Consider the following 20,927-nt stretch of genomic DNA (forward strand, 5'->3'; position numbering starts at 1 on the left):
GACAACGTTCGGATGCTGGCGGTGTGATCGGGAATGCTCCTGCTTTCCGAGCAGTAAATACCGCATTTTTGGCCGGGTCCCTGGCTAAAAGTAGTAATGACCAGGATCGTTGAATTGACGTGAGTTGGGTCCGGGCCTGTATTGGGGCTCAACGAGTTTGGCAAGGCTCAGGAGGGTCTGGCTGAACGTCCTTAAGAGTGCAAAGACTTATGGCAAAGCGTGACTATTACGAAGTGTTGGGTGTGGAGCGCGGCTCCAGCGAGGCGGACCTGAAAAAGGCCTACCGTCGCCTGGCGATGAAGCACCACCCGGACCGTAATCCGGATAGCAAAGAATCCGAAGAACTGTTCAAAGAGGCCAACGAGGCCTACGAATGTCTGTCTGATCCCAATAAGCGTGCGGCCTACGACCAGTATGGCCATGCCGGTGTCGACCCGAGCATGGGTGGCGGCGGCGCCGGTTTTGGCGGTCAGAACTTCTCCGATATTTTCGGTGATGTGTTCAGCGACTTCTTCGGCGGTGGCCGTGGTGGCCAGCGAGGCGGTGCCCAGCGCGGCAGCGACTTGCGCTACACCCTGGAGCTGAATCTCGAAGAGGCCGTGCGTGGTACCAGCGTCAACATCCGTGTCCCGACGCTGGTCAACTGCAAGCCGTGCGACGGCTCGGGTGCCAAGAAAGGTTCCTCGCCCATTACCTGCCCGACGTGCGGCGGTATTGGCCAGGTTCGCATGCAGCAGGGCTTCTTCTCGGTGCAGCAGACCTGCCCGCGTTGCCATGGCCAGGGCAAGATCATCTCCGATCCGTGCGACTCCTGTCATGGCGAAGGCCGCGTAGAAGAGTACAAGACCCTGTCGGTGAAAGTGCCTGCTGGCGTTGATACGGGTGATCGTATCCGTCTGTCGGGCGAAGGCGAGGCGGGCACTCAGGGTGGCCCTACCGGCGACCTGTACGTGGTGATCAATGTGCGTGAGCACTCGATCTTCCAGCGAGATGGGAAGCACCTGTTCTGTGAAGTGCCGATCAGCTTTGTCGATGCGGCCTTGGGCGGCGAGTTGGAAATCCCGACCCTTGATGGTCGAGTCAAGCTCAAGATCCCTGAGGGTACCCAGACCGGCAAGCAGTTCCGTATCCGCGGCAAAGGCGTTGCGCCGGTGCGTGGTGGTGGTGCGGGTGACCTGATGTGCCGTGTGGCGGTAGAAACTCCGGTCAATCTGAATCGTCGTCAGCGTGAGTTGCTCGAAGAGTTCCGCAGTTCAATGGAGGGTGATGACTCCCACTCGCCGAAAACCGCGGGCTTCTTCGACGGTGTGAAGCGCTTCTTCGGCGATCTGTAAGGAATTGAATATGCGACGTATAGCTGTAATGGGCGCTGCTGGGCGTATGGGTAAAACCCTCGTCGAGGCCGTGCAGCAACGTTCCCCGGCTTCCGGGCTGACGGCAGCGATCGTTCGCCCTGGCAGCACGTTGATCGGTGCAGATGCGGGCGAGTTGGCTTCGTTGGGCCGTATCGGCGTTTCGTTGTCGGGCAACCTGGAGCAGGTCGCGGACGAGTTCGATGTGCTGATCGACTTCACCCTGCCGGATGTGATGCTGAAAAACCTGGCGTTCTGTCGTAAGGCGGGCAAGGCCATGGTGATCGGCACCACGGGTTTGACGGGTGAGCAGAAGCAATTGCTGGTGGAAGCGGGCAAGGATATCCCTGTCGTGTTCGCCGCCAACTTCAGCGTCGGTGTGAACCTGTCGCTCAAGCTGTTGGACTTGGCTGCGCGCGTGTTGGGCGATGAGGCGGATATCGAGATCATCGAGACCCATCACCGTCACAAGATCGACGCGCCGTCGGGTACCGCGCTGCGCATGGGTGAAGCGATTGCCGATGCGCTGGGGCGTGACCTGTCGAAAGTGGCGGTGTACGGGCGTGAAGGCCATACCGGTGCGCGTGCGCGTGACACCATCGGCTTTGCGACTGTGCGCGGTGGCGATGTGGTCGGTGATCACACCGTACTGTTCGCAACCGAAGGCGAGCGCCTGGAAATCACACACAAGGCTTCCAGTCGCATGACCTTTGCCAAGGGTGCGGTACGTGCTGCGCTCTGGTTGGAAGGTCGCGAGCCGGGTCTGTATGACATGCGCGATGTGCTGGATCTGCACTAATCCGTAGCTTAAATGGGGTCTCAAGCTTATGCTTAGGCCCCGTTTTTACCCGCTAAGCGACGCCCTGTCGCATTCCCCTGCCTTTTCGGCTCATTAGCGGTGGACCAAAAAAGCCTTTTTCTGTAAGCTACAGCTTTAGTGTGTTCACTAAAAGCGCGCAGAATAATTCAGTGAATAAGCGGAGTGACGTGTCCATACGTCACTCCGCTTTTTTACACCTGCGATCGCCCTTTCAGGCTTTATTTACGGGAGGTCTTCTTGACTAAGCCAGCCATACTCGCCCTTGCTGATGGCAGCATTTTTCGCGGCGAAGCCATTGGAGCCGACGGTCAAACCGTTGGAGAGGTGGTGTTTAACACTGCCATGACCGGCTATCAGGAAATCCTTACCGATCCTTCCTACGCCCAACAGATCGTTACCCTGACCTATCCGCACATCGGCAATACCGGTACTACACCGGAAGACGTCGAGTCTGATCGTGTCTGGTCCGCCGGCCTGGTTATTCGTGACCTGCCACTGGTTGCGAGCAACTGGCGTAACACGATGTCACTGTCCGATTACCTGAAAGCCAACAATGTTGTGGCAATCGCCGGTATCGACACGCGCCGCCTCACACGCATCCTGCGTGAAAAAGGCTCGCAGAACGGCTGCATCATGGTCGGTGACGACATTTCCGAAGCGGCAGCCATTGCTGCAGCGCAGGGTTTCCCTGGCCTGAAAGGCATGGACCTGGCGAAAGTCGTCAGCGTCAAAGAGAAGTACGAATGGCGCTCCACTGTCTGGGACTTGAAGACCGACAGCCACGCGACCATCGAAGCCGCTGACCTGCCGTACCACGTTGTGGCCTATGACTACGGCGTGAAGTACAACATCCTGCGCATGTTGGTCGAGCGCGGTTGCCGCGTCACCGTAGTGCCGGCGCAAACCCCAGCCAGCGACGTACTCGCCCTGCAACCGGACGGCGTGTTCCTGTCTAACGGCCCAGGCGACCCTGAGCCTTGCGACTACGCCATCCAGGCGATCAAGGAAGTATTGGAAACCGAGATCCCGGTCTTCGGTATCTGCCTCGGTCACCAACTGCTGGCTCTGGCCTCCGGCGCCAAGACCCTGAAAATGGGTCACGGCCACCACGGTGCCAACCACCCAGTGCAAGACCTGGACACCGGCGTCGTCATGATCACCAGCCAGAACCACGGTTTTGCTGTGGATGAAGCGACCTTGCCGAGCAACGTGCGCGCCATTCACAAGTCGCTGTTCGATGGTTCCCTGCAAGGCATCGAGCGTACCGACAAGAGCGCGTTCAGCTTCCAGGGCCACCCTGAAGCGAGCCCGGGCCCGAACGACGTAGCGCCGCTGTTCGACCGTTTCATCAATGAGATGGCCAAGCGACGCTGACTGAGCGGCCTGCGGGCGGCCCCGAACCTCGGTGGCCCCCGCAGGCTCTTCAAAGATTGTTCAAGACGGCTTGCCGACTGACCTGCGGATTTGAGTGACAAACCCATGCCAAAACGTACAGACATAAAAAGCATCCTGATTCTCGGCGCTGGCCCGATCGTTATCGGCCAGGCCTGCGAATTCGACTACTCCGGCGCCCAGGCCTGCAAAGCCCTGCGCGAAGAGGGCTACCGCGTCATCCTGGTGAACTCCAACCCGGCCACCATCATGACCGACCCGGACATGGCCGATGCCACCTACATCGAACCGATCAAATGGCAGACCGTTGCCAAGATCATCGAGAAAGAGCGTCCGGACGCACTGCTGCCAACCATGGGCGGCCAGACTGCACTGAACTGCGCCCTGGACCTGGAGCGCGAAGGCGTCCTGGAAAAATTCGGCGTAGAGATGATCGGCGCCAATGCCGACACCATCGACAAGGCTGAAGACCGTTCGCGTTTCGACAAGGCCATGAAGTCCATCGGCCTTGACTGCCCACGTTCCGGTATCGCCCACAGCATGGAGGAGGCCAACGCAGTCCTCGAAAAGTTGGGCTTCCCGTGCATTATCCGTCCGTCTTTCACCATGGGCGGCACCGGTGGCGGTATCGCTTACAACCGTGAAGAGTTCGAAGAAATCTGCGCCCGTGGTCTGGACCTGTCGCCAACCAAAGAGCTGCTGATCGACGAATCCCTGATCGGCTGGAAAGAGTATGAGATGGAGGTTGTCCGCGATAAGAAGGACAACTGCATCATCGTTTGCTCGATCGAAAACTTCGACCCGATGGGCGTGCATACCGGTGACTCGATCACCGTTGCTCCGGCGCAGACCCTGACGGACAAAGAGTACCAAATCATGCGTAACGCCTCGTTGGCGGTACTGCGTGAGATCGGTGTGGAAACCGGCGGCTCCAACGTTCAGTTTGGTATCTGCCCGGATACTGGCCGCATGGTCGTGATCGAGATGAACCCGCGTGTATCGCGTTCGTCGGCACTGGCCTCGAAAGCCACCGGCTTCCCGATTGCGCGCATCGCTGCCAAGCTGGCGATCGGTTACACCTTGGATGAGTTGCAAAACGAAATCACTGGCGGCGCTACACCAGCGTCCTTCGAGCCGTCGATCGACTATGTCGTGACCAAGCTGCCACGCTTTGCTTTCGAGAAATTCCCGAAAGCCGACGCGCGCCTGACGACTCAGATGAAGTCGGTAGGTGAAGTGATGGCCATCGGCCGTACCTTCCAGGAATCCCTGCAGAAAGCCCTGCGCGGCCTGGAAGTCGGTGTTTGCGGCCTGGACGAGAAGCTCGATCTGACCAACCCGGAAAGCATGAGCGTGCTCAAGCGCGAGCTGACCGTGCCGGGCGCCGAGCGTATTTGGTACGTGGCTGACGCCTTTCGTGCCGGCCTGAGCGTCGAAGACATCTTCGGCATGAACATGATCGACCCGTGGTTCCTGGTGCAGATCGAAGATCTGATCAAGGAAGAAGAGAAGGTCAAGACCCTCGGTCTGTCCTCTATCGACCGCGACCTTATGTTCCGCCTCAAGCGCAAAGGTTTCTCCGACCAGCGCCTTGCCAAATTGCTGGGTGTGACCGAGAAAAACCTGCGCACGCATCGCCACAAGCTGGATATCTACCCGGTCTACAAGCGCGTTGACACCTGCGCGGCCGAGTTCGCAACCGACACCGCGTATATGTACTCCACCTACGAGGAAGAGTGCGAAGCTGCGCCGTCGGGTCGCGACAAGATCATTATCCTGGGTGGCGGTCCTAACCGTATCGGCCAGGGCATCGAGTTCGACTACTGCTGCGTACACGCCGCCCTCGCCCTGCGCGAAGACGGGTACGAGACCATCATGGTCAACTGCAACCCGGAAACTGTTTCCACCGACTACGACACTTCCGACCGTCTGTACTTCGAGCCAGTCACACTGGAAGACGTGTTGGAAATCTGTCGCGTCGAGAAGCCGAAAGGCGTGATCGTCCAGTACGGCGGCCAAACCCCGCTGAAATTGGCTCGTGCCCTGGAAGCCGCCGGCGTGCCGATCATCGGTACCAGCCCGGATGCTATCGACCGTGCCGAAGACCGTGAGCGCTTCCAGCAAATGGTTGAGCGCCTGAACCTGCGTCAGCCGCCAAACGCCACCGTGCGCAGCGAAGACGAGGCCATCCGTGCAGCCAGCAAGATCGGCTACCCGCTGGTAGTGCGCCCGTCCTACGTACTGGGCGGCCGTGCGATGGAAATCGTCTACGAAGAAGAAGAACTCAAGCGTTACCTGCGTGACGCAGTGAAAGTGTCCAACGACAGCCCGGTGCTGCTGGATCACTTCCTCAACTGCGCCATCGAAATGGACGTGGACGCTGTTTGCGACGGTACTGACGTGGTGATCGGCGCGATCATGCAGCACATCGAACAGGCGGGCGTTCACTCCGGTGACTCTGCGTGCTCGCTGCCGCCGTATTCGCTGCCGGCGCACATCCAGGACGAGATGCGCGAGCAGGTCAAGAAAATGGCCCTGGAGCTGGGTGTGGTCGGCCTGATGAACGTACAGTTGGCGCTGCAAGGCGAAGACATCTACGTTATCGAAGTCAACCCGCGTGCTTCCCGCACCGTGCCATTTGTTTCCAAGTGCATCGGTGTCTCCCTGGCCATGATCGCTGCCCGCGTGATGGCCGGTAAGACCCTGAAAGAAATCGGCTTCACCAAAGAAATCATTCCGAACTTCTACAGCGTGAAAGAGGCGGTGTTCCCATTCGCCAAATTCCCTGGTGTGGACCCGATCCTGGGCCCAGAGATGAAGTCCACCGGTGAAGTGATGGGCGTGGGTGACACCTTTGGTGAAGCATTCGCCAAGGCTCAGATGGGCGCCAGCGAAGTGCTGCCGACCGGCGGTACTGCGTTCATCAGCGTGCGTGATGACGACAAGCCATTGGTTGCAGGCGTAGCCCGCGATCTGATCAACTTGGGCTTCGAAGTCGTGGCCACTGCCGGGACCGCCAAGCTGATCGAAGCTGCCGGCCTGAAAGTGCGTCGCGTAAACAAGGTGACGGAAGGCCGTCCGCACGTGGTCGACATGATCAAGAATGACGAAGTCACGCTGATCATCAACACCACGGAAGGTCGCCAGTCGATCGCGGATTCCTACTCCATTCGCCGTAACGCCTTGCAGCACAAGATCTACTGCACCACCACCATTGCTGCTGGCGAAGCCATCTGTGAAGCGCTCAAGTTCGGTCCGGAAAAGACCGTGCGTCGCTTGCAGGATCTACACGCAGGATTGAAGGCATGACCAAATACCCAATGACCGTCCAGGGCTTCAAGGCCCTGGAAGAGGAGCACGCCCATCTGACCAAGGTCGTCCGTCCGAAGCTAAGCCAGGACATCGGTACGGCCCGCGAGTTGGGTGACTTGAAGGAGAACGCCGAATACCACGCTGCTCGTGAGCAGCAGGGTATGGTCGAGGCGCGGATCCGTGACATCGAAGGCCGCCTGCAGAACTCGGTGGTTATCGACGTGACGACCATTCCCAAGACCGGCAAGGTAATCTTCGGCACCACCGTGGAAATCGCCAACGTTGAGACTGACGAAAGCGTGGTTTATCACATCGTGGGTGAGGACGAGGCTGACTTCAAACTTGGCAAGATCTCTGTCGGTTCTCCGCTTGCTCGCGCCTTGATTGCCAAGGAAGAGGGTGATGTGGTGGCCGTGAAGACGCCTGGTGGCGTGATCGAGTACGAGATTGTCGAAGTTCGTCACGTCTGAAAGGCGGCGCCCGCTGCGTGCGGGCGCCATGCTTTGGCAGCTCTCCCAGATGCTTTGGGTGGGCGGCCTGTGGTTGTTGCATATTGGTGTTTTACCGGCGCTGGGCCTGATTGGCCTGGCACCGTTGCTGATCGATGAGATCGACGGATTACTGAGTGCGTTGCTGGTGGGTTTTGCGGCGGCGTGCGTGACGCTCCAGGCGTTGGTGCTGGTCAGGGCCGAGGGTTTGGAGAGTTTGTGGCGGGATATTCGCGGCCAACTGCTGTTGATGGCGCTTTATGCGTGTGCAATGTATTGCATCGTGCATGTGTGGCTGCCGGAAGCGTTGCGCTGGCAGTTATTCAGCTATCTTGTGCTAGGGTTCTCCGGCTTGGTGTTGGTTATGCAACCGGCACCGGGGTGGAGTGGCAGGGCGCGCGAAGCACGCCCGTGACCCTTTGAATCATTTGAAACGATGAACGTTCGACAGTTGCTTGTTGACGCTGAAATTCTTGCGATACAGCAGCGCCATCTTGCCGATAACCTGAACCAGGTCCGCCTTGCCAACCTTGCACAGTTCTGCAATGGCAGCCAGGCGCGCTTCGCGATCAAGAATGTTGACCTTGATCTTGATCAGTTCGTGATCGTTCAATGCGCGTTCGAATTCGGCTAACACACCCTCAGTCAAACCGTTGTCTGCCACAATCAGAACTGGTTTCAGATGGTGGCCAATGGATTTGTACTGTTTCTTCTGCTCTTGAGTGAGCGGCATAATCTGACCCCTGCGTCTGATCTTGTAAAAAGCGGCGGCCAGTTTACCCGAGCGAGTCCGGGACCGCCCAGTTAATCACGACCCGTTTTATTTTTCGAGGTGGCCCGTGGCCCGTTCCAAAACCAGCCTTAAGTGGCTACAAGAACATTTCAACGATCCTTACGTCAAAAAGGCGCAGAAGGACGGCTACCGTTCCCGGGCCAGCTACAAGCTGTTGGAGATCCAGGACAAGGACAAGTTGATCCGTCCAGGCATGAGCGTAATTGACCTTGGCGCGGCCCCAGGTGGTTGGTCCCAGGTGACCAGTCGTCTGATTGGCGGCCAGGGTCGTTTGATCGCTTCCGACATCCTTGAGATGGACAGCATCCCGGATGTGACCTTCGTGCACGGCGACTTTACCCAGGACACGGTTTTGGCCGAGATCCTGGAAGCTGTGGGAAATTCGCAGGTAGACCTTGTGATTTCCGACATGGCCCCCAATATGAGTGGATTACCGGCTGTTGATATGCCGAGAGCCATGTTCCTCTGCGAGTTGGCATTGGATCTGGCAGGTCGCGTGTTGCGTCCTGGTGGTGATTTCCTGGTGAAGGTGTTCCAGGGTGAGGGTTTCGACGAGTACCACAAGAACATCCGCAAGCTGTTCGACAAGGTACAGACCCGTAAACCGGACTCTTCCCGGGACAGGTCCAGGGAGCAATACCTGCTGTGCCGCGGCTTCCGTGGCGTAGAGGGCGCGGAGAGTGAAGAGCGTTTTTGAGAAATTCGAGGGAGGCGATAGGTTTTTTTATGTCGCTTTCGTCACGAAGCTTTACGAATATTGTGTAGTCAAAGTTTCACAAAGGGTTACAGACGGCGCCTGCCAGAGTTGTAGGTAATGTAGTAAGTTAGGCCGGTGAATATCATGCGAAGCGCGCGCCAGTAGCGGAGCTTGCTTCAGAGGGTAGTTAATTGAACGATATGGCAAAGAATCTGATCCTGTGGTTGATCATCGCGGCTGTCCTGGTGACGGTGATGAACAACTTCTCCAGCCCTAACGAGCCGCAGACCCTCAACTATTCCGACTTCATCCAGCAAGTTAAGGATGGCAAGGTCGAGCGCGTCACGGTTGATGGCGCTGTAATCACCGGCAAACGCAATGATGGCGATGGTTTCAAGACTATTCGCCCGAATATTCCAGACAACGGCCTGATCGGCGACCTGGTAGACAATCATGTGGTTGTCGAAGGTAAGCAGCCTGAGCAGCAGAGCATCTGGACCCAGCTTCTGGTGGCCAGCTTCCCGATCCTCGTGATCATTGCCGTGTTCATGTTCTTCATGCGCCAGATGCAAGGCGGTGCGGGGGGCAAGGGCGGGCCGATGAGTTTCGGCAAGAGCAAGGCGCGCCTGCTGTCCGAAGACCAGGTGAAGACTACTTTGGCTGACGTCGCGGGTTGCGATGAAGCCAAGGAAGAAGTCGGCGAACTGGTTGAGTTCCTGCGCGATCCAGGCAAGTTCCAACGCTTGGGTGGCCGCATCCCGCGCGGCGTGCTGATGGTTGGCCCACCGGGTACCGGTAAAACCTTGCTGGCCAAGGCAATTGCCGGCGAAGCCAAGGTGCCGTTCTTCACTATCTCCGGTTCTGACTTCGTCGAGATGTTCGTCGGTGTCGGTGCCAGCCGTGTTCGCGATATGTTCGAACAAGCCAAGAAGCACGCGCCGTGCATCATCTTTATCGATGAAATCGACGCCGTTGGTCGCCATCGTGGCGCGGGCATGGGCGGTGGTCACGACGAGCGCGAGCAGACGCTTAACCAGTTGCTGGTTGAGATGGACGGCTTCGAAATGAACGACGGCATCATCGTCATCGCTGCGACCAACCGTCCTGACGTGTTGGACCCTGCATTGCTGCGTCCAGGCCGTTTCGACCGTCAGGTCGTTGTGGGTCTGCCAGACATTCGTGGTCGCGAACAGATTCTGAAAGTGCACATGCGTAAAGTACCGATGGGCGACGACGTGGCTCCGGCTGTGATTGCCCGTGGTACACCCGGTTTCTCCGGTGCCGACCTGGCTAACCTGGTGAACGAGGCTTCGTTGTTTGCTGCCCGTACCGGCAAGCGCATCGTTGAGATGAAAGAATTCGAGCTGGCGAAAGACAAGATCATGATGGGCGCTGAGCGCAAGTCTATGGTCATGTCCGAGAAAGAGAAGCAGAACACCGCTTATCACGAAGCTGGTCACGCCATTGTCGGCCGTGTTGTGCCTGAGCACGACCCGGTCTACAAGGTGTCGATCATTCCGCGTGGTCGTGCACTGGGCGTCACCATGTTCCTGCCGGAAGAGGATCGCTACAGCCTCTCCAAGCGCGCCTTGATCAGCCAGATCTGCTCGCTGTACGGTGGTCGGATTGCTGAAGAAATGACTTTGGGTTTTGACGGTGTGACCACTGGCGCTTCCAACGACATCATGCGTGCCAGCCAGATCGCACGGAACATGGTGACCAAGTGGGGCTTGTCGGAAAAACTGGGTCCTCTCATGTATGCCGAGGATGATGGTGAAGTATTCCTGGGTCGTGGTGGTGGCGGTCAAAGCGCCAGTTTCTCCGGTGAGACAGCCAAGCTGATCGACTCTGAAGTACGCAGCATCATCGATCAGTGCTACGGCACGGCGAAGCAGATCCTCACTGACAATCGCGACAAGCTGGACGCAATGGCTGACGCGCTGATGAAGTACGAGACCATTGATGCCGATCAGATCGACGACATCATGGCGGGTCGCGCTCCGCGTGAACCACGCGATTGGGAAGGTGGTTCGGGTACTTCGGGCACTCCGCCTGTGGTTCAGAACGAACGCCCCGAAACCCCAATCGGCGGCCCGGCAGCTGACCACTAAGGTTTGAAATGACTTCTGTGTTGTCCTCCACCCGGTTGCCTTGCGGCAACCGGGTTCTTGATTTGGCCCGTGTACATGTCATGGGCATTCTTAATGTAACTCCTGACTCCTTTTCCGATGGTGGCCGATACAGCCAGCTTGATGCCGCATTGCGTCATGCCGAGGCGATGGTGGCTGCCGGTGCGACACTGATCGACGTCGGTGGTGAGTCGACCCGTCCAGGCGCTCGAGTTGTTTCCCCGTTGGAGGAGTTGGAGCGAGTCGCGCCGATTGTTGAGCGAATTGCGCGTGAGCTGGATGTGATCATCTCGGTTGATACCTCTACGCCTGCGGTGATGCGCGAAACCGCACGCCTGGGCGCTGGGTTGATCAACGATGTGCGCTCCCTTCAGCGGGACGGTGCGCTGGACGCTGCGGCCGCTACCGGCTTGCCGGTGTGTCTGATGCATATGCTCGGCGAGCCGGGCAATATGCAAGACAGTCCGCACTATGATGATCTTGTGGGCGAGGTAAGCGGTTTTCTTTCCGAGCGCATTGTTCAATGTGTGGCGGCGGGGATTCCTGCCGAAAAGATCATCCTCGATCCTGGGTTTGGCTTTGCCAAAAGCCTGCAACATAATTTAAGCCTGTTCAAACACATGGAGTCCCTGTTTGCCCTTGGTCGGCCGCTATTGGTCGGCGTTTCGCGCAAGAGCATGATAGGGCTGGCCTTGAATCGCCCGGTGGGTGAGCGGCTATATGGCGGTCTTGCGCTGGCGGCACTTGCCGTGACCAAGGGCGCGCGAATCTTGCGCGTGCACGATGTTGCCGAGACCGTAGATGTGGTGCGCATGATTGCCGCCGTAGAATCAGCCGAATAAGAATGATGGAGCACTTATGACTAAGAAATACTTTGGTACCGATGGTATCCGTGGTCGTGTCGGCGAGTTTCCGATTACTCCTGATTTCATGCTCAAACTGGGTTGGGCGGCAGGTATGGCGTTCCGCAGCATGGGCGCGTGCCGCATCCTGGTAGGCAAGGACACCCGGATTTCCGGGTATATGTTTGAGTCTGCACTGGAGGCGGGTCTGTCTGCCGCTGGCGCCGATGTCATGTTGCTGGGCCCGATGCCGACACCTGCGATCGCCTACCTGACGCGTACCTTTCACGCTGAAGCCGGTATCGTGATCAGTGCGTCGCACAATCCCCATGATGACAACGGCATCAAGTTTTTCTCTGGTCAAGGCACCAAGCTGCCAGACGAGATCGAATTGATGATTGAAGAGTTGCTGGATGCACCGATGACGGTGGTTGAGTCCAGCAAGCTGGGCAAGGTATCGCGAATCAATGACGCGTCTGGCCGCTACATCGAATTTTGCAAAAGCAGTGTGCCGACCAGTACGAATTTCGCTGGGTTGAAGATTGTTGTCGACTGCGCTCACGGCGCGACCTACAAGGTTGCGCCAAGCGTGTTCAAGGAGCTCGGCGCGGATGTCACGGTGCTGTCGGCTCAGCCCAACGGCTTGAACATCAACGAAAATTGCGGCTCCACTCATATGGAGCAGCTGCAGGCAGCGGTCCTGGCTGAGCATGCCGACCTGGGTATTGCCTTCGATGGGGATGGTGACCGAGTCCTGATGGTGGATCACACCGGTGCGGTGGTCGATGGTGATGATTTGTTGTTCATCATCGCTCGTGACCTGCATGAGCGTGACAAGCTGCAAGGTGGTGTGGTCGGTACGTTGATGAGCAATCTGGGGTTGGAGTTGGCGCTGGCTGACCTTGGTATTCCCTTTGTACGTGCCAACGTCGGCGACCGCTACGTCATTGCCGAGCTGCTGGAGCGTAACTGGCAAGTCGGTGGCGAGAACTCCGGGCATGTCGTCTGCTTCCACCACACGACTACCGGTGACGCAATTATCGCCGCATTGCAGGTATTGCTGTCGTTGCGTCGTCGCGAAGAGAGTCTTGCTCAGGCGCGCCAGGCTTTGCGCAAGTGCCCTCAGGTGCTGTTGAACGTGCGTTTTGCCGGCGGTGAAAACCCGATCGAGCATCCGGCTGTCAAAGAGGCGTGTGAGCGCGTGACCCTTGCAATGGCGGGGCGTGGGCGGGTGTTGTTGCGCAAGTCCGGCACAGAGCCTTTGGTGCGTGTCATGGTCGAAGGTGACGATGAAATACAGGTTCGCGGCCATGCCGAAGACCTGGCAAAACTGGTAACTGAAGTTTGCGCCTGAATTCGGCTTGCCAGTAATGATGTGGTTGGGTAACATCTGCGCCCACTTTGACCGACGGGGTACAGCATGCGTCGCACTATGGTAGCTGGTAACTGGAAGATGCACGGTACCCGCGCCAGTGTCGCTGAGCTGATCAATGGCCTTCGTCACTTGGCCTTGCCTAGCGGTGTTGATATCGCGGTTTTCCCGCCTTGCTTGCATATCACCCAAGTGGTTGATGGTTTGAAAGGTAAGTCGATTCAGGTCGGCGCGCAGAATTCTGCGGTGGAAGCCATGCAAGGTGCACTGACCGGTGAGATTGCGCCGAGTCAGTTGGTCGATGCGGGTTGTTCCTATGTGCTTGTCGGGCACTCCGAGCGCCGTCAGATGATGGGCGAGCGTGATGGGACACTCAATCGCAAGTTCGCAGCGGCACAGGCTTGTGGCTTGATTCCAGTGTTGTGTATAGGGGAGACCCTTGAGCAGCGTGAATCTGGCAAAACTCTAGAAGTTGTCTCGCGTCAGCTGGGCAGCATCATTGAGGAGCTGGGTGTTGGTGCGTTTGCAAAGGCAGTAATCGCTTACGAGCCGGTCTGGGCCATTGGCACCGGGCTGACTGCTACACCGCAACAGGCGCAGGATGTGCACGCAGCCATCCGCGCGCAGTTGGCGGCAGAGAATTCTGAAGTCGCACAAGGTGTGCGTCTTCTATACGGCGGCAGCGTGAAGGCGGCCAATGCGGTCGAACTGTTCGGCATGCCGGATATCGATGGGGGGCTCATTGGTGGAGCTTCCCTGAATGCAGATGAGTTCGGTGCGATCTGTCGCGCCGCGGGAAACTGAAAAAATGCTGGAAACAGTCGTAGTCGTTTTTCATCTGTTGGCTGCCCTGGGCGTAGTTGCCCTGGTTTTGTTGCAACAGGGTAAAGGTGCGGATGCTGGTGCGTCTTTCGGTGCAGGTGCTTCAAATACTGTGTTCGGAAGCCAAGGTTCCTCTACCTTTCTTAGTAAGTTTACTGCTATACTTGCCGCCGGTTTCTTCATAACCAGCTTGGGGTTAGGTTACTTTGCTAAAGAGAAGGCTCATGTGCTGACTCAAGTAGGTCTCCCAAACCCAGCAGTGTTGGAAGTGCCAAAAGCAAAACCGGCTTCTGATGATGTCCCGGTGCTTCAAGAGCAAAAGTCGGCTACTCCAGCGACTGACGTACCTCCAGCTCAAGAGCAGAAGTAAGAAGGGTTGTAAACGCTGTATTGCCGAGGTGGTGGAATTGGTAGACACGCAACCTTGAGGTGGTTGTGCCCATAGGGTGTAGGGGTTCGAGTCCCCTTCTCGGTACCAATTATCAGGAGAGCCCGCTGTTGCGGGCTTTCTTGTAGGTGGAAGGTTACATTGACCCTGTAAGGGATCGGTCGTATACTTCCGCCCCAGCTTTGTCGCGGGGTGGAGCAGTCTGGTAGCTCGTCGGGCTCATAACCCGAAGGTCGTCGGTTCAAATCCGGCCCCCGCAACCAGTTTTAGCGGAGCCCCTTTTAAGGGGCTTTTTGTTAGCTGGACACTTTCAACGCCGCTGTTCGACGGCGTTTCAAGGATGGGCGTTTCGCCCATTTTTTTATTTTGCACAGCATGCACATACATGCACTAGGGGGTTCAGGTGTCGAGCAAGCTAGAAGAGTTGCAGGCCTTGCTGGCCCCGGTGGTCGTGGCCCTAGGCTATGAATGCTGGGGTATTGAGTTTTCGGCTCAAGGTCGCCACTCAATGTTGCGCGTTTATATCGATAAAGAGGGCGGTGTGCTGGTGGACGATTGCGCCATTGTCAGCCGTCAGATCAGCGGTGTCCTGGATGTTGAAGATCCGATCTCCGTTGAATACACCCTCGAAGTTTCCTCGCCAGGCATGGAACGCCCACTGTTCACTATTGAGCAGTTTGCAAAATTTGCCGGTGAACAAGTGAAGATCAAGCTGCGATCTCCCTTTGAAGGGCGACGCAACTTTCAGGGCCTTCTGCGCGGTGTGGAAGAACAGGACGTCGTGGTGCAGGTAGAAGACCATGAGTTCCTGTTGCCGATCGATATGATCGACAAGGCCAACATTATTCCCAGTTTTGACTGAGACGCGGATCCCGCGGATCCAATGGCTTGCGAAAGGCGAGGCGTACGATGAGCAAAGAAGTACTGCTGGTTGTTGAGTCGGTATCCAATGAAAAGGGCGTACCGGCAAACGTGATTTTTGAAGCGCTGGAGCTGGCCCTGGCCACTGCTACCAAAAAGCGTTTTGAAGACGAAGTTGATCTGCGTGTGGAAATCAACCGCCACACCGGTGCCTATGAGACTTTCCGTCGCTGGACGGTTGTCGAAGAAGCCGATCTTGATGATCCGGCCATCGAAACCTGGCCAAGCAAGGCTGCCGAAACGCATCCTGAAGCCAAGGTCGGCGACGTTATCGAAGAAAAAATCGAATCGATCGAGTTCGGCCGTATTGCTGCACAGACCGCCAAACAGGTGATCGTGCAAAAGGTTCGTGAAGCCGAACGCGCTCAAGTCGTTGACGCCTATCGCGAGCGCCTGGGTGAAATCATCTCCGGCACCGTGAAAAAAGTGACTCGCGACAACGTGATCGTCGACCTGGGTAACAACGCCGAAGCGTTGCTGGCCCGCGAAGACATCATCTCGCGCGAAACCTTCCGTGTTGGCGTACGTCTGCGTGCGCTGCTCAAGGAAATCCGCACCGAGAACCGCGGCCCTCAGTTGATCCTGTCGCGTACCGCGCCAGAGATGCTGATCGAGCTGTTCCGTATCGAAGTGCCTGAGATCGCCGAAGGCCTGATCGAAGTGATGGCTGCGTCCCGTGACCCGGGCTCGCGTGCCAAGATCGCGGTCCGCTCCAAAGACAAACGCATCGACCCGCAAGGTGCTTGCATTGGTATGCGCGGTTCGCGCGTCCAGGCAGTATCGGGCGAATTGGGCGGTGAGCGTGTGGACATCGTCCTGTGGGACGATAACCCGGCGCAGTTCGTGATCAATGCCATGTCGCCGGCTGAAGTGGCGGCAATTATCGTTGACGAAGATGCCCATGCAATGGACATCGCCGTTGGCGCAGACAATCTGGCTCAGGCCATTGGTCGTGGTGGTCAGAACGTGCGTCTGGCCAGCCAACTGACCGGTTGGACCCTGAACGTGATGACCGAATCGGACATCCAGGCTAAGCAGCAAGCTGAAACCGGTGACATCCTGCGCAACTTCATCGACGAGCTGGAAGTCGACGAAGACCTGGCGCAGGTGCTGGTAGATGAAGGCTTCACCAGTCTGGAAGAGATTGCCTACGTACCGTTGGAAGAAATGCTCAACATCGACGGCTTTGACGAAGACACCGTCAACGAGCTTCGCGCTCGGGCCAAGGATCGTTTGTTGACTAAAGCCATCGCTACTGAGGAAAAGCTGGCAGACGCCCATCCGGCCGAAGACCTGCTCTCGCTTGAGGGTATGGACAAGGATTTGGCGATGGAACTGGCGGTGCGCGGCGTAATTACCCGCGAAGACCTGGCCGAGCAGTCTATTGACGATCTGCTCGACATCGACGGCATTGACGATGATCGTGCCGGCAAGTTGATCATGGCCGCCCGAGCCCATTGGTTCGAGTAACTAGGCGCGGCCTGAGGAGAGAAGTGCATGACGCAAGTCACGGTGAAACAACTGGCCGATGAGGTCAAAACACCGGTAGAGCGCCTGTTGCAGCAGATGCGTGAGGCAGGTCTGCCGCACACCGCCGCCGATGAAGGTGTGAGCGATAGTGAGAAGCAGTCTTTGCTGACTCACTTGAAGAGCAGCCACAAGGCGAAAGTGGAAGAACCGCGCAAGATTACATTGCAGCGCAAAACCACCAGCACCCTGCGTGTTGCTGGTAGCAAAAGCATCAGCGTTGAAGTACGCAAGAAGAAAGTCTTCGTACAGCGCAGCCCGGAAGAGATCGAAGCCGAGCGCAAACGCGAACTGGATGAACGTCGCGCAGTAGAAAATGCTGCTCGTCAGAAGGCTGAAGAAGAAGCCAAGCGTCGCGCCGAAGAAGAAGCGCGTCGCCAGCCTGCTGCTGCTGCTGCTGCGCAACCTGCTGCCACTGAAGCGGTCGCGGCACCTGTTGAAGCTGTGCGTGAGGCCGCTCCGGTTGCCGCTGCACCAGCACCTGCTGCTGACGCTCGCAAGCGCGACGAACCTCGTCGCCCGGACAAACCACGTGCTGACGATAACAATCGTCGCGGCGGTGGTGGCGACGGCGAGCGTAAAAACGCTCCGCATCGTGCCTCGGTCAAAGAGAAAGCGCCTGCTCCACGCGTTGCCCCACGTACTACCGACGAAGAAAGCGATGGCTTCCGTCGTGGTGGTCGCGGCAAGGCCAAGCTGAAAAAACGCAACGCCCACGGTTTCCAGAGCCCAACCGGCCCTGTCGTGCGTGAAGTGAAGATCGGCGAGACCATCACTGTTGGCGATCTTGCTCAGCAGATGTCGGTCAAGGCAGCTGAAATCATCAAGTTCATGTTCAAGCTGGGCACTCCGGCCACCATCAACCAGGTACTGGACCAGGAAACTGCCCAACTGGTTGCTGAAGAGCTGGGCCACAAAGTGACCCTGGTCAGCGACACCGCCCTGGAAGATTCCCTGGCTGAGTCCCTGAAGTTTGAAGGTGAGGCAGTTTCCCGTGCTCCGGTTGTGACCGTAATGGGCCACGTTGACCACGGTAAAACTTCCCTGCTCGACTACATCCGTCGTGCCAAGGTTGCTGCGGGCGAAGCCGGCGGTATCACCCAGCACATCGGCGCATACCACGTTGAAACTGACCGTGGCATGGTGACGTTCCTCGACACCCCTGGTCACGCCGCGTTTACCGCAATGCGTGCCCGTGGTGCCAAGGCGACCGACATCGTGATCCTGGTGGTTGCAGCTGACGACGGCGTGATGCCACAAACCATCGAAGCTGTTCAGCATGCCAAGGCAGCCGGCGTTCCGTTGGTAGTTGCGGTGAACAAAATCGACAAGCCGGGCGCCGATCTCGATCGCATCCGTAGCGAACTGTCGGTTCACGGTGTGACATCCGAAGAGTGGGGTGGTGACACTCCATTCGTACCAGTCTCCGCGAAGATGGGTACTGGCGTTGACGAACTGCTCGAAGCCGTTCTGTTGCAAGCCGAAGTGCTGGAACTGACTGCGACTCCATCGGCTCCTGGCCGTGGTGTTGTGGTTGAATCGCGCCTCGACAAGGGCCGTGGCCCGGTTGCGACCGTTCTGGTTCAAGACGGTACCCTGCGCCAAGGCGACATGGTGCTGGTCGGTTCGAACTACGGCCGTGTACGTGCCATGCTCGACGAGAACGGCAAGCCAATCAAGGAAGCGGGTCCTGCTATCCCGGTCGAGATCCTCGGCCTGGACGGTACCCCGGACGCTGGCGACGAGATGAGCGTGGTTGCCGACGAGAAGAAAGCCCGTGAAGTGGCTCTGTTCCGCCAAGGCAAGTTCCGCGAAGTCAAACTGGCCCGTGCTCACGCAGGCAAGCTGGAAAACATCTTCGAGAACATGGGCCAGGAAGAGAAGAAGACGCTTAACATCGTCCTCAAATCTGACGTACGTGGTTCCCTCGAAGCGTTGAACGGCGCCTTGAATGGCCTGGGTAACGACGAAGTGCAAGTGCGCGTTGTCGGTGGCGGTGTCGGTGGTATCACCGAATCCGACGCCAACCTGGCACTGGCTTCCAACGCTGTACTGTTCGGCTTCAACGTGCGTGCCGATGCTGGCGCTCGCAAGATCGTCGAGCAAGAAGGCCTGGACATGCGTTACTACAACGTCATCTACGACATCATCGAAGACGTCAAGAAGGCCCTCACCGGCATGCTTGGCAGCGACGTCCGGGAGAACATCCTGGGTATCGCCGAGGTTCGTGACGTGTTCCGCTCGCCGAAATTCGGCGCGATCGCCGGTTGCATGGTTGTCGAAGGCACCGTGTACCGTAACCGTCCAATCCGTGTACTGCGTGAAGACATCGTTATCTTCGAAGGCGAGCTGGAATCCCTGCGACGCTTCAAGGATGACGCTTCCGAAGTACGTGCCGGCATGGAATGCGGTATCGGCGTCAAGAGCTACAACGACGTCAAGGTTGGCGACAAGATCGAAGTCTTCGAGAAGGTTCAGGTTGCTCGCAGCCTCTAACTCGCGCACTTCCGGAGCCACGCGGCGTGTGGGCATGCAAATGCCCCACGCAGCGTACGGACTCTAAACGCAACGCCCGGTCTGGCTTTTGTCAGGCCGGGCGTTTGCCGCTTTCAGACCCCACGGGTTTCACCGTGTGGCAGTAACAGGTAACAAGACATGGCAAAAGAATACAGCCGTACCCAACGTATCGGCGATCAGATGCAGCGTGAGCTGGCCCAACTGATCCGTCGCGAAGTCAAAGACCCGCGCGTTGGCCTGGTCACTATCACCGCCGTTGAAGTGAGCCGTGACGTGGGTCACGCCAAGATCTTCATCACCGTGATGGGTCAGGACAACAGTGAAGAAATCGCGCAAAGCATCAAGGTGCTCAACTCTGCCGCAGGCTTCCTGCGCATGCAGTTGGCCCGTGAAATGAAGCTGCGTAGCGTGCCTCAGTTGCACTTCCACTACGACGAAAGCGTCGTGCGTGGTGCGCACCTGTCGGCACTGATCGAGCGCGCCGTGGCTGAAGACAGCCAGCACCCGTCCACACCTGAAGACGCCAAGGAGTAAGCGGTGGCTCAGGTCAAACGTATCCGTCGCAACGTCAGCGGCATCATTCTGCTCGACAAGCCCATTGGCTTTACCTCCAATGCCGCTTTGCAGAAGGTTCGCTGGCTGCTCAATGCCGAGAAGGCCGGGCACACCGGCAGCCTCGACCCCTTGGCCACTGGCGTCTTGCCATTGTGCTTTGGCGAGGCCACCAAGTTCTCGCAATACCTGCTCGATTCCGACAAGGGTTACGAAACCCTGATGCAACTCGGCAAGACCACCACCACGGCCGACGCCGAAGGTGATGTTTTGCAGGTTCGCGACGTGACCGTTGGTCGTGCTGATATCGAAGCTGCTTTACCCGGTTTTCGTGGGCAAATCAGTCAGATACCGCCGATGTACTCGGCGCTCAAGCGTGATGGGCAACCTCTTTACAAGCTGGCACGTGCGGGTGAAGTAGTGGAGCGCGAACCGCGTTCTGTTACTATTGCGCGCTTGGAATTGCTCGCCTGTGAAGGCGACACCGCCCGACTGGCCGTGGACTGCAGCAAAGGCACCTATATCCGTACCCTGGTGGAAGATATTGGTGAACAGCTCGGTTGCGGCGCGTACGTTGCAGAACTGCGACGCACCCAGGCCGGCCCTTTCAGCCTGGCTCAGACCGTCACGCTGGAAGAGTTGGAAGCAGTACACGCCGAAGGTGGCAACGAAGCGGTTGATCGCTTCCTGATGCCGTCGGACAGCGGTTTGCTGGATTGGCCATTGCTGCACTTTTCGGAGCACAGCGCGTTCTACTGGCTCAACGGCCAGCCGGTACGCGCTCCGGATGCCCCGAAGTTCGGCATGGTGCGGGTACAAGATCATAACGGTCGCTTTATCGGTATCGGTGAAGTGAGCGAAGACGGGCGCATCGCGCCGCGTCGACTGATTCGGTCAGAATGACCGAACGAGGGTGGCTGTTAACAGGCACGGTCACTTCTCATTTTTAGATACAGGGATTTGTCCCTGGCCTGTTGAAACTGTTTTTCTGAAACAGTTTCCT

At 57.7% G+C, this 20,927-nt stretch carries 18 protein-coding genes and 2 tRNA genes; 19 read left to right on the forward strand and 1 reads right to left on the reverse strand.

Going from position 1 to position 20,927, the window contains the following annotated elements; genetic code table 11:
• The first annotated feature begins 209 nt into the window (after positions 1–209).
• The 6 genes from dnaJ to ICY20_RS23600 all read left to right on the forward strand — a co-directional run bounded on the left by dnaJ (position 210) and on the right by ICY20_RS23600 (position 7,779).
• Positions 210–1,334, forward strand: coding sequence for a molecular chaperone DnaJ (gene dnaJ, locus ICY20_RS23575; RefSeq protein WP_122486191.1), 1,125 nt, complete (start codon positions 210–212; stop codon positions 1,332–1,334).
• Between the two features lie 10 nt (positions 1,335–1,344).
• The gene (gene dapB / locus ICY20_RS23580) at positions 1,345–2,151 is read left to right on the forward strand and encodes a 4-hydroxy-tetrahydrodipicolinate reductase (RefSeq protein ID WP_159956123.1); all 807 of its coding nucleotides are present in this window, start codon (positions 1,345–1,347) and stop codon (positions 2,149–2,151) included.
• Between the two features lie 258 nt (positions 2,152–2,409).
• Positions 2,410–3,546 (forward strand): glutamine-hydrolyzing carbamoyl-phosphate synthase small subunit, encoded by a 1,137-nt coding sequence (gene carA / locus ICY20_RS23585; protein WP_159956129.1) that lies wholly within the window; start codon positions 2,410–2,412, stop codon positions 3,544–3,546.
• Positions 3,547–3,651: 105 nt separating this feature from the next.
• The gene (gene carB / locus ICY20_RS23590) at positions 3,652–6,873 is read left to right on the forward strand and encodes a carbamoyl-phosphate synthase large subunit (RefSeq protein ID WP_159956131.1); all 3,222 of its coding nucleotides are present in this window, start codon (positions 3,652–3,654) and stop codon (positions 6,871–6,873) included.
• Positions 6,870–7,346 carry a transcription elongation factor GreA gene (greA, locus tag ICY20_RS23595; protein ID WP_003235048.1) on the forward strand — a complete coding sequence of 159 codons (477 nt, stop codon included), beginning with the start codon at positions 6,870–6,872 and terminating at the stop codon, positions 7,344–7,346. The genes carB and greA overlap by 4 nt, the downstream gene beginning before the upstream one ends.
• A gap of 28 nt (positions 7,347–7,374) precedes the next feature.
• Positions 7,375–7,779 (forward strand): MFS transporter, encoded by a 405-nt coding sequence (locus tag ICY20_RS23600; RefSeq protein WP_159956133.1) that lies wholly within the window; start codon positions 7,375–7,377, stop codon positions 7,777–7,779.
• Positions 7,780–7,788: 9 nt separating this feature from the next.
• On the opposite strand, the gene ICY20_RS23605 is transcribed toward ICY20_RS23600, so the two are convergent.
• Positions 7,789–8,097, reverse strand: coding sequence for a YhbY family RNA-binding protein (locus ICY20_RS23605; protein ID WP_010206607.1), 309 nt, complete (start codon positions 8,095–8,097; stop codon positions 7,789–7,791).
• Positions 8,098–8,203: 106 nt separating this feature from the next.
• On the opposite strand from ICY20_RS23605, the gene rlmE reads away from it, so the two are divergent.
• The 13 genes from rlmE (at position 8,204) to truB (ending at position 20,827) form a co-directional block, all read left to right on the forward strand.
• The gene (gene rlmE / locus ICY20_RS23610) at positions 8,204–8,854 is read left to right on the forward strand and encodes a 23S rRNA (uridine(2552)-2'-O)-methyltransferase RlmE (RefSeq protein WP_017139255.1); all 651 of its coding nucleotides are present in this window, start codon (positions 8,204–8,206) and stop codon (positions 8,852–8,854) included.
• 200 nt (positions 8,855–9,054) lie between these two features.
• Entirely contained in the window at positions 9,055–10,965 is a 1,911-nt protein-coding gene (gene ftsH, locus ICY20_RS23615) for an ATP-dependent zinc metalloprotease FtsH (protein ID WP_122486196.1), read from the forward strand.
• A gap of 8 nt (positions 10,966–10,973) precedes the next feature.
• Positions 10,974–11,825 carry a dihydropteroate synthase gene (gene folP / locus ICY20_RS23620; protein WP_159956135.1) on the forward strand — a complete coding sequence of 284 codons (852 nt, stop codon included), beginning with the start codon at positions 10,974–10,976 and terminating at the stop codon, positions 11,823–11,825.
• Between the two features lie 16 nt (positions 11,826–11,841).
• Entirely contained in the window at positions 11,842–13,179 is a 1,338-nt protein-coding gene (glmM, locus tag ICY20_RS23625; RefSeq protein WP_159956137.1) for a phosphoglucosamine mutase, read from the forward strand.
• Positions 13,180–13,245: 66 nt separating this feature from the next.
• Positions 13,246–14,001: a triose-phosphate isomerase gene (gene tpiA / locus ICY20_RS23630; protein WP_015885920.1), complete on the forward strand. Its 756-nt coding sequence runs from the start codon at positions 13,246–13,248 to the stop codon at positions 13,999–14,001.
• Positions 14,002–14,005: 4 nt separating this feature from the next.
• Complete coding sequence (gene secG / locus ICY20_RS23635; protein ID WP_010206600.1) at positions 14,006–14,389, forward strand: preprotein translocase subunit SecG; 384 nt, start codon at positions 14,006–14,008, stop codon at positions 14,387–14,389.
• A 22-nt stretch (positions 14,390–14,411) separates the two neighbouring features.
• A tRNA-Leu gene (locus ICY20_RS23640) sits at positions 14,412–14,497 on the forward strand.
• Between the two features lie 96 nt (positions 14,498–14,593).
• Positions 14,594–14,670 (forward strand) — tRNA-Met (locus tag ICY20_RS23645).
• Positions 14,671–14,810: 140 nt separating this feature from the next.
• A complete protein-coding gene (rimP, locus tag ICY20_RS23650) occupies positions 14,811–15,269 on the forward strand; it encodes a ribosome maturation factor RimP (protein ID WP_038843818.1) in 459 nt (152 codons plus the stop codon).
• Positions 15,270–15,316: 47 nt separating this feature from the next.
• Positions 15,317–16,798 carry a transcription termination factor NusA gene (nusA, locus tag ICY20_RS23655; RefSeq protein ID WP_159956141.1) on the forward strand — a complete coding sequence of 494 codons (1,482 nt, stop codon included), beginning with the start codon at positions 15,317–15,319 and terminating at the stop codon, positions 16,796–16,798.
• Positions 16,799–16,825: 27 nt separating this feature from the next.
• On the forward strand, positions 16,826–19,351 hold the full coding sequence (infB, locus tag ICY20_RS23660; RefSeq protein ID WP_194938714.1) for a translation initiation factor IF-2: 2,526 nt from the start codon (positions 16,826–16,828) through the stop codon (positions 19,349–19,351).
• A 159-nt stretch (positions 19,352–19,510) separates the two neighbouring features.
• Positions 19,511–19,906 carry a 30S ribosome-binding factor RbfA gene (rbfA, locus tag ICY20_RS23665; protein WP_003176137.1) on the forward strand — a complete coding sequence of 132 codons (396 nt, stop codon included), beginning with the start codon at positions 19,511–19,513 and terminating at the stop codon, positions 19,904–19,906.
• Between the two features lie 3 nt (positions 19,907–19,909).
• Positions 19,910–20,827 carry a tRNA pseudouridine(55) synthase TruB gene (gene truB, locus ICY20_RS23670; protein ID WP_003235022.1) on the forward strand — a complete coding sequence of 306 codons (918 nt, stop codon included), beginning with the start codon at positions 19,910–19,912 and terminating at the stop codon, positions 20,825–20,827.
• Positions 20,828–20,927: the final 100 nt, after the last annotated feature.

The organism is Pseudomonas pisciculturae (assembly GCF_015461805.1).
In the GTDB taxonomy this organism is placed as follows: domain Bacteria; phylum Pseudomonadota; class Gammaproteobacteria; order Pseudomonadales; family Pseudomonadaceae; genus Aquipseudomonas; species Aquipseudomonas pisciculturae.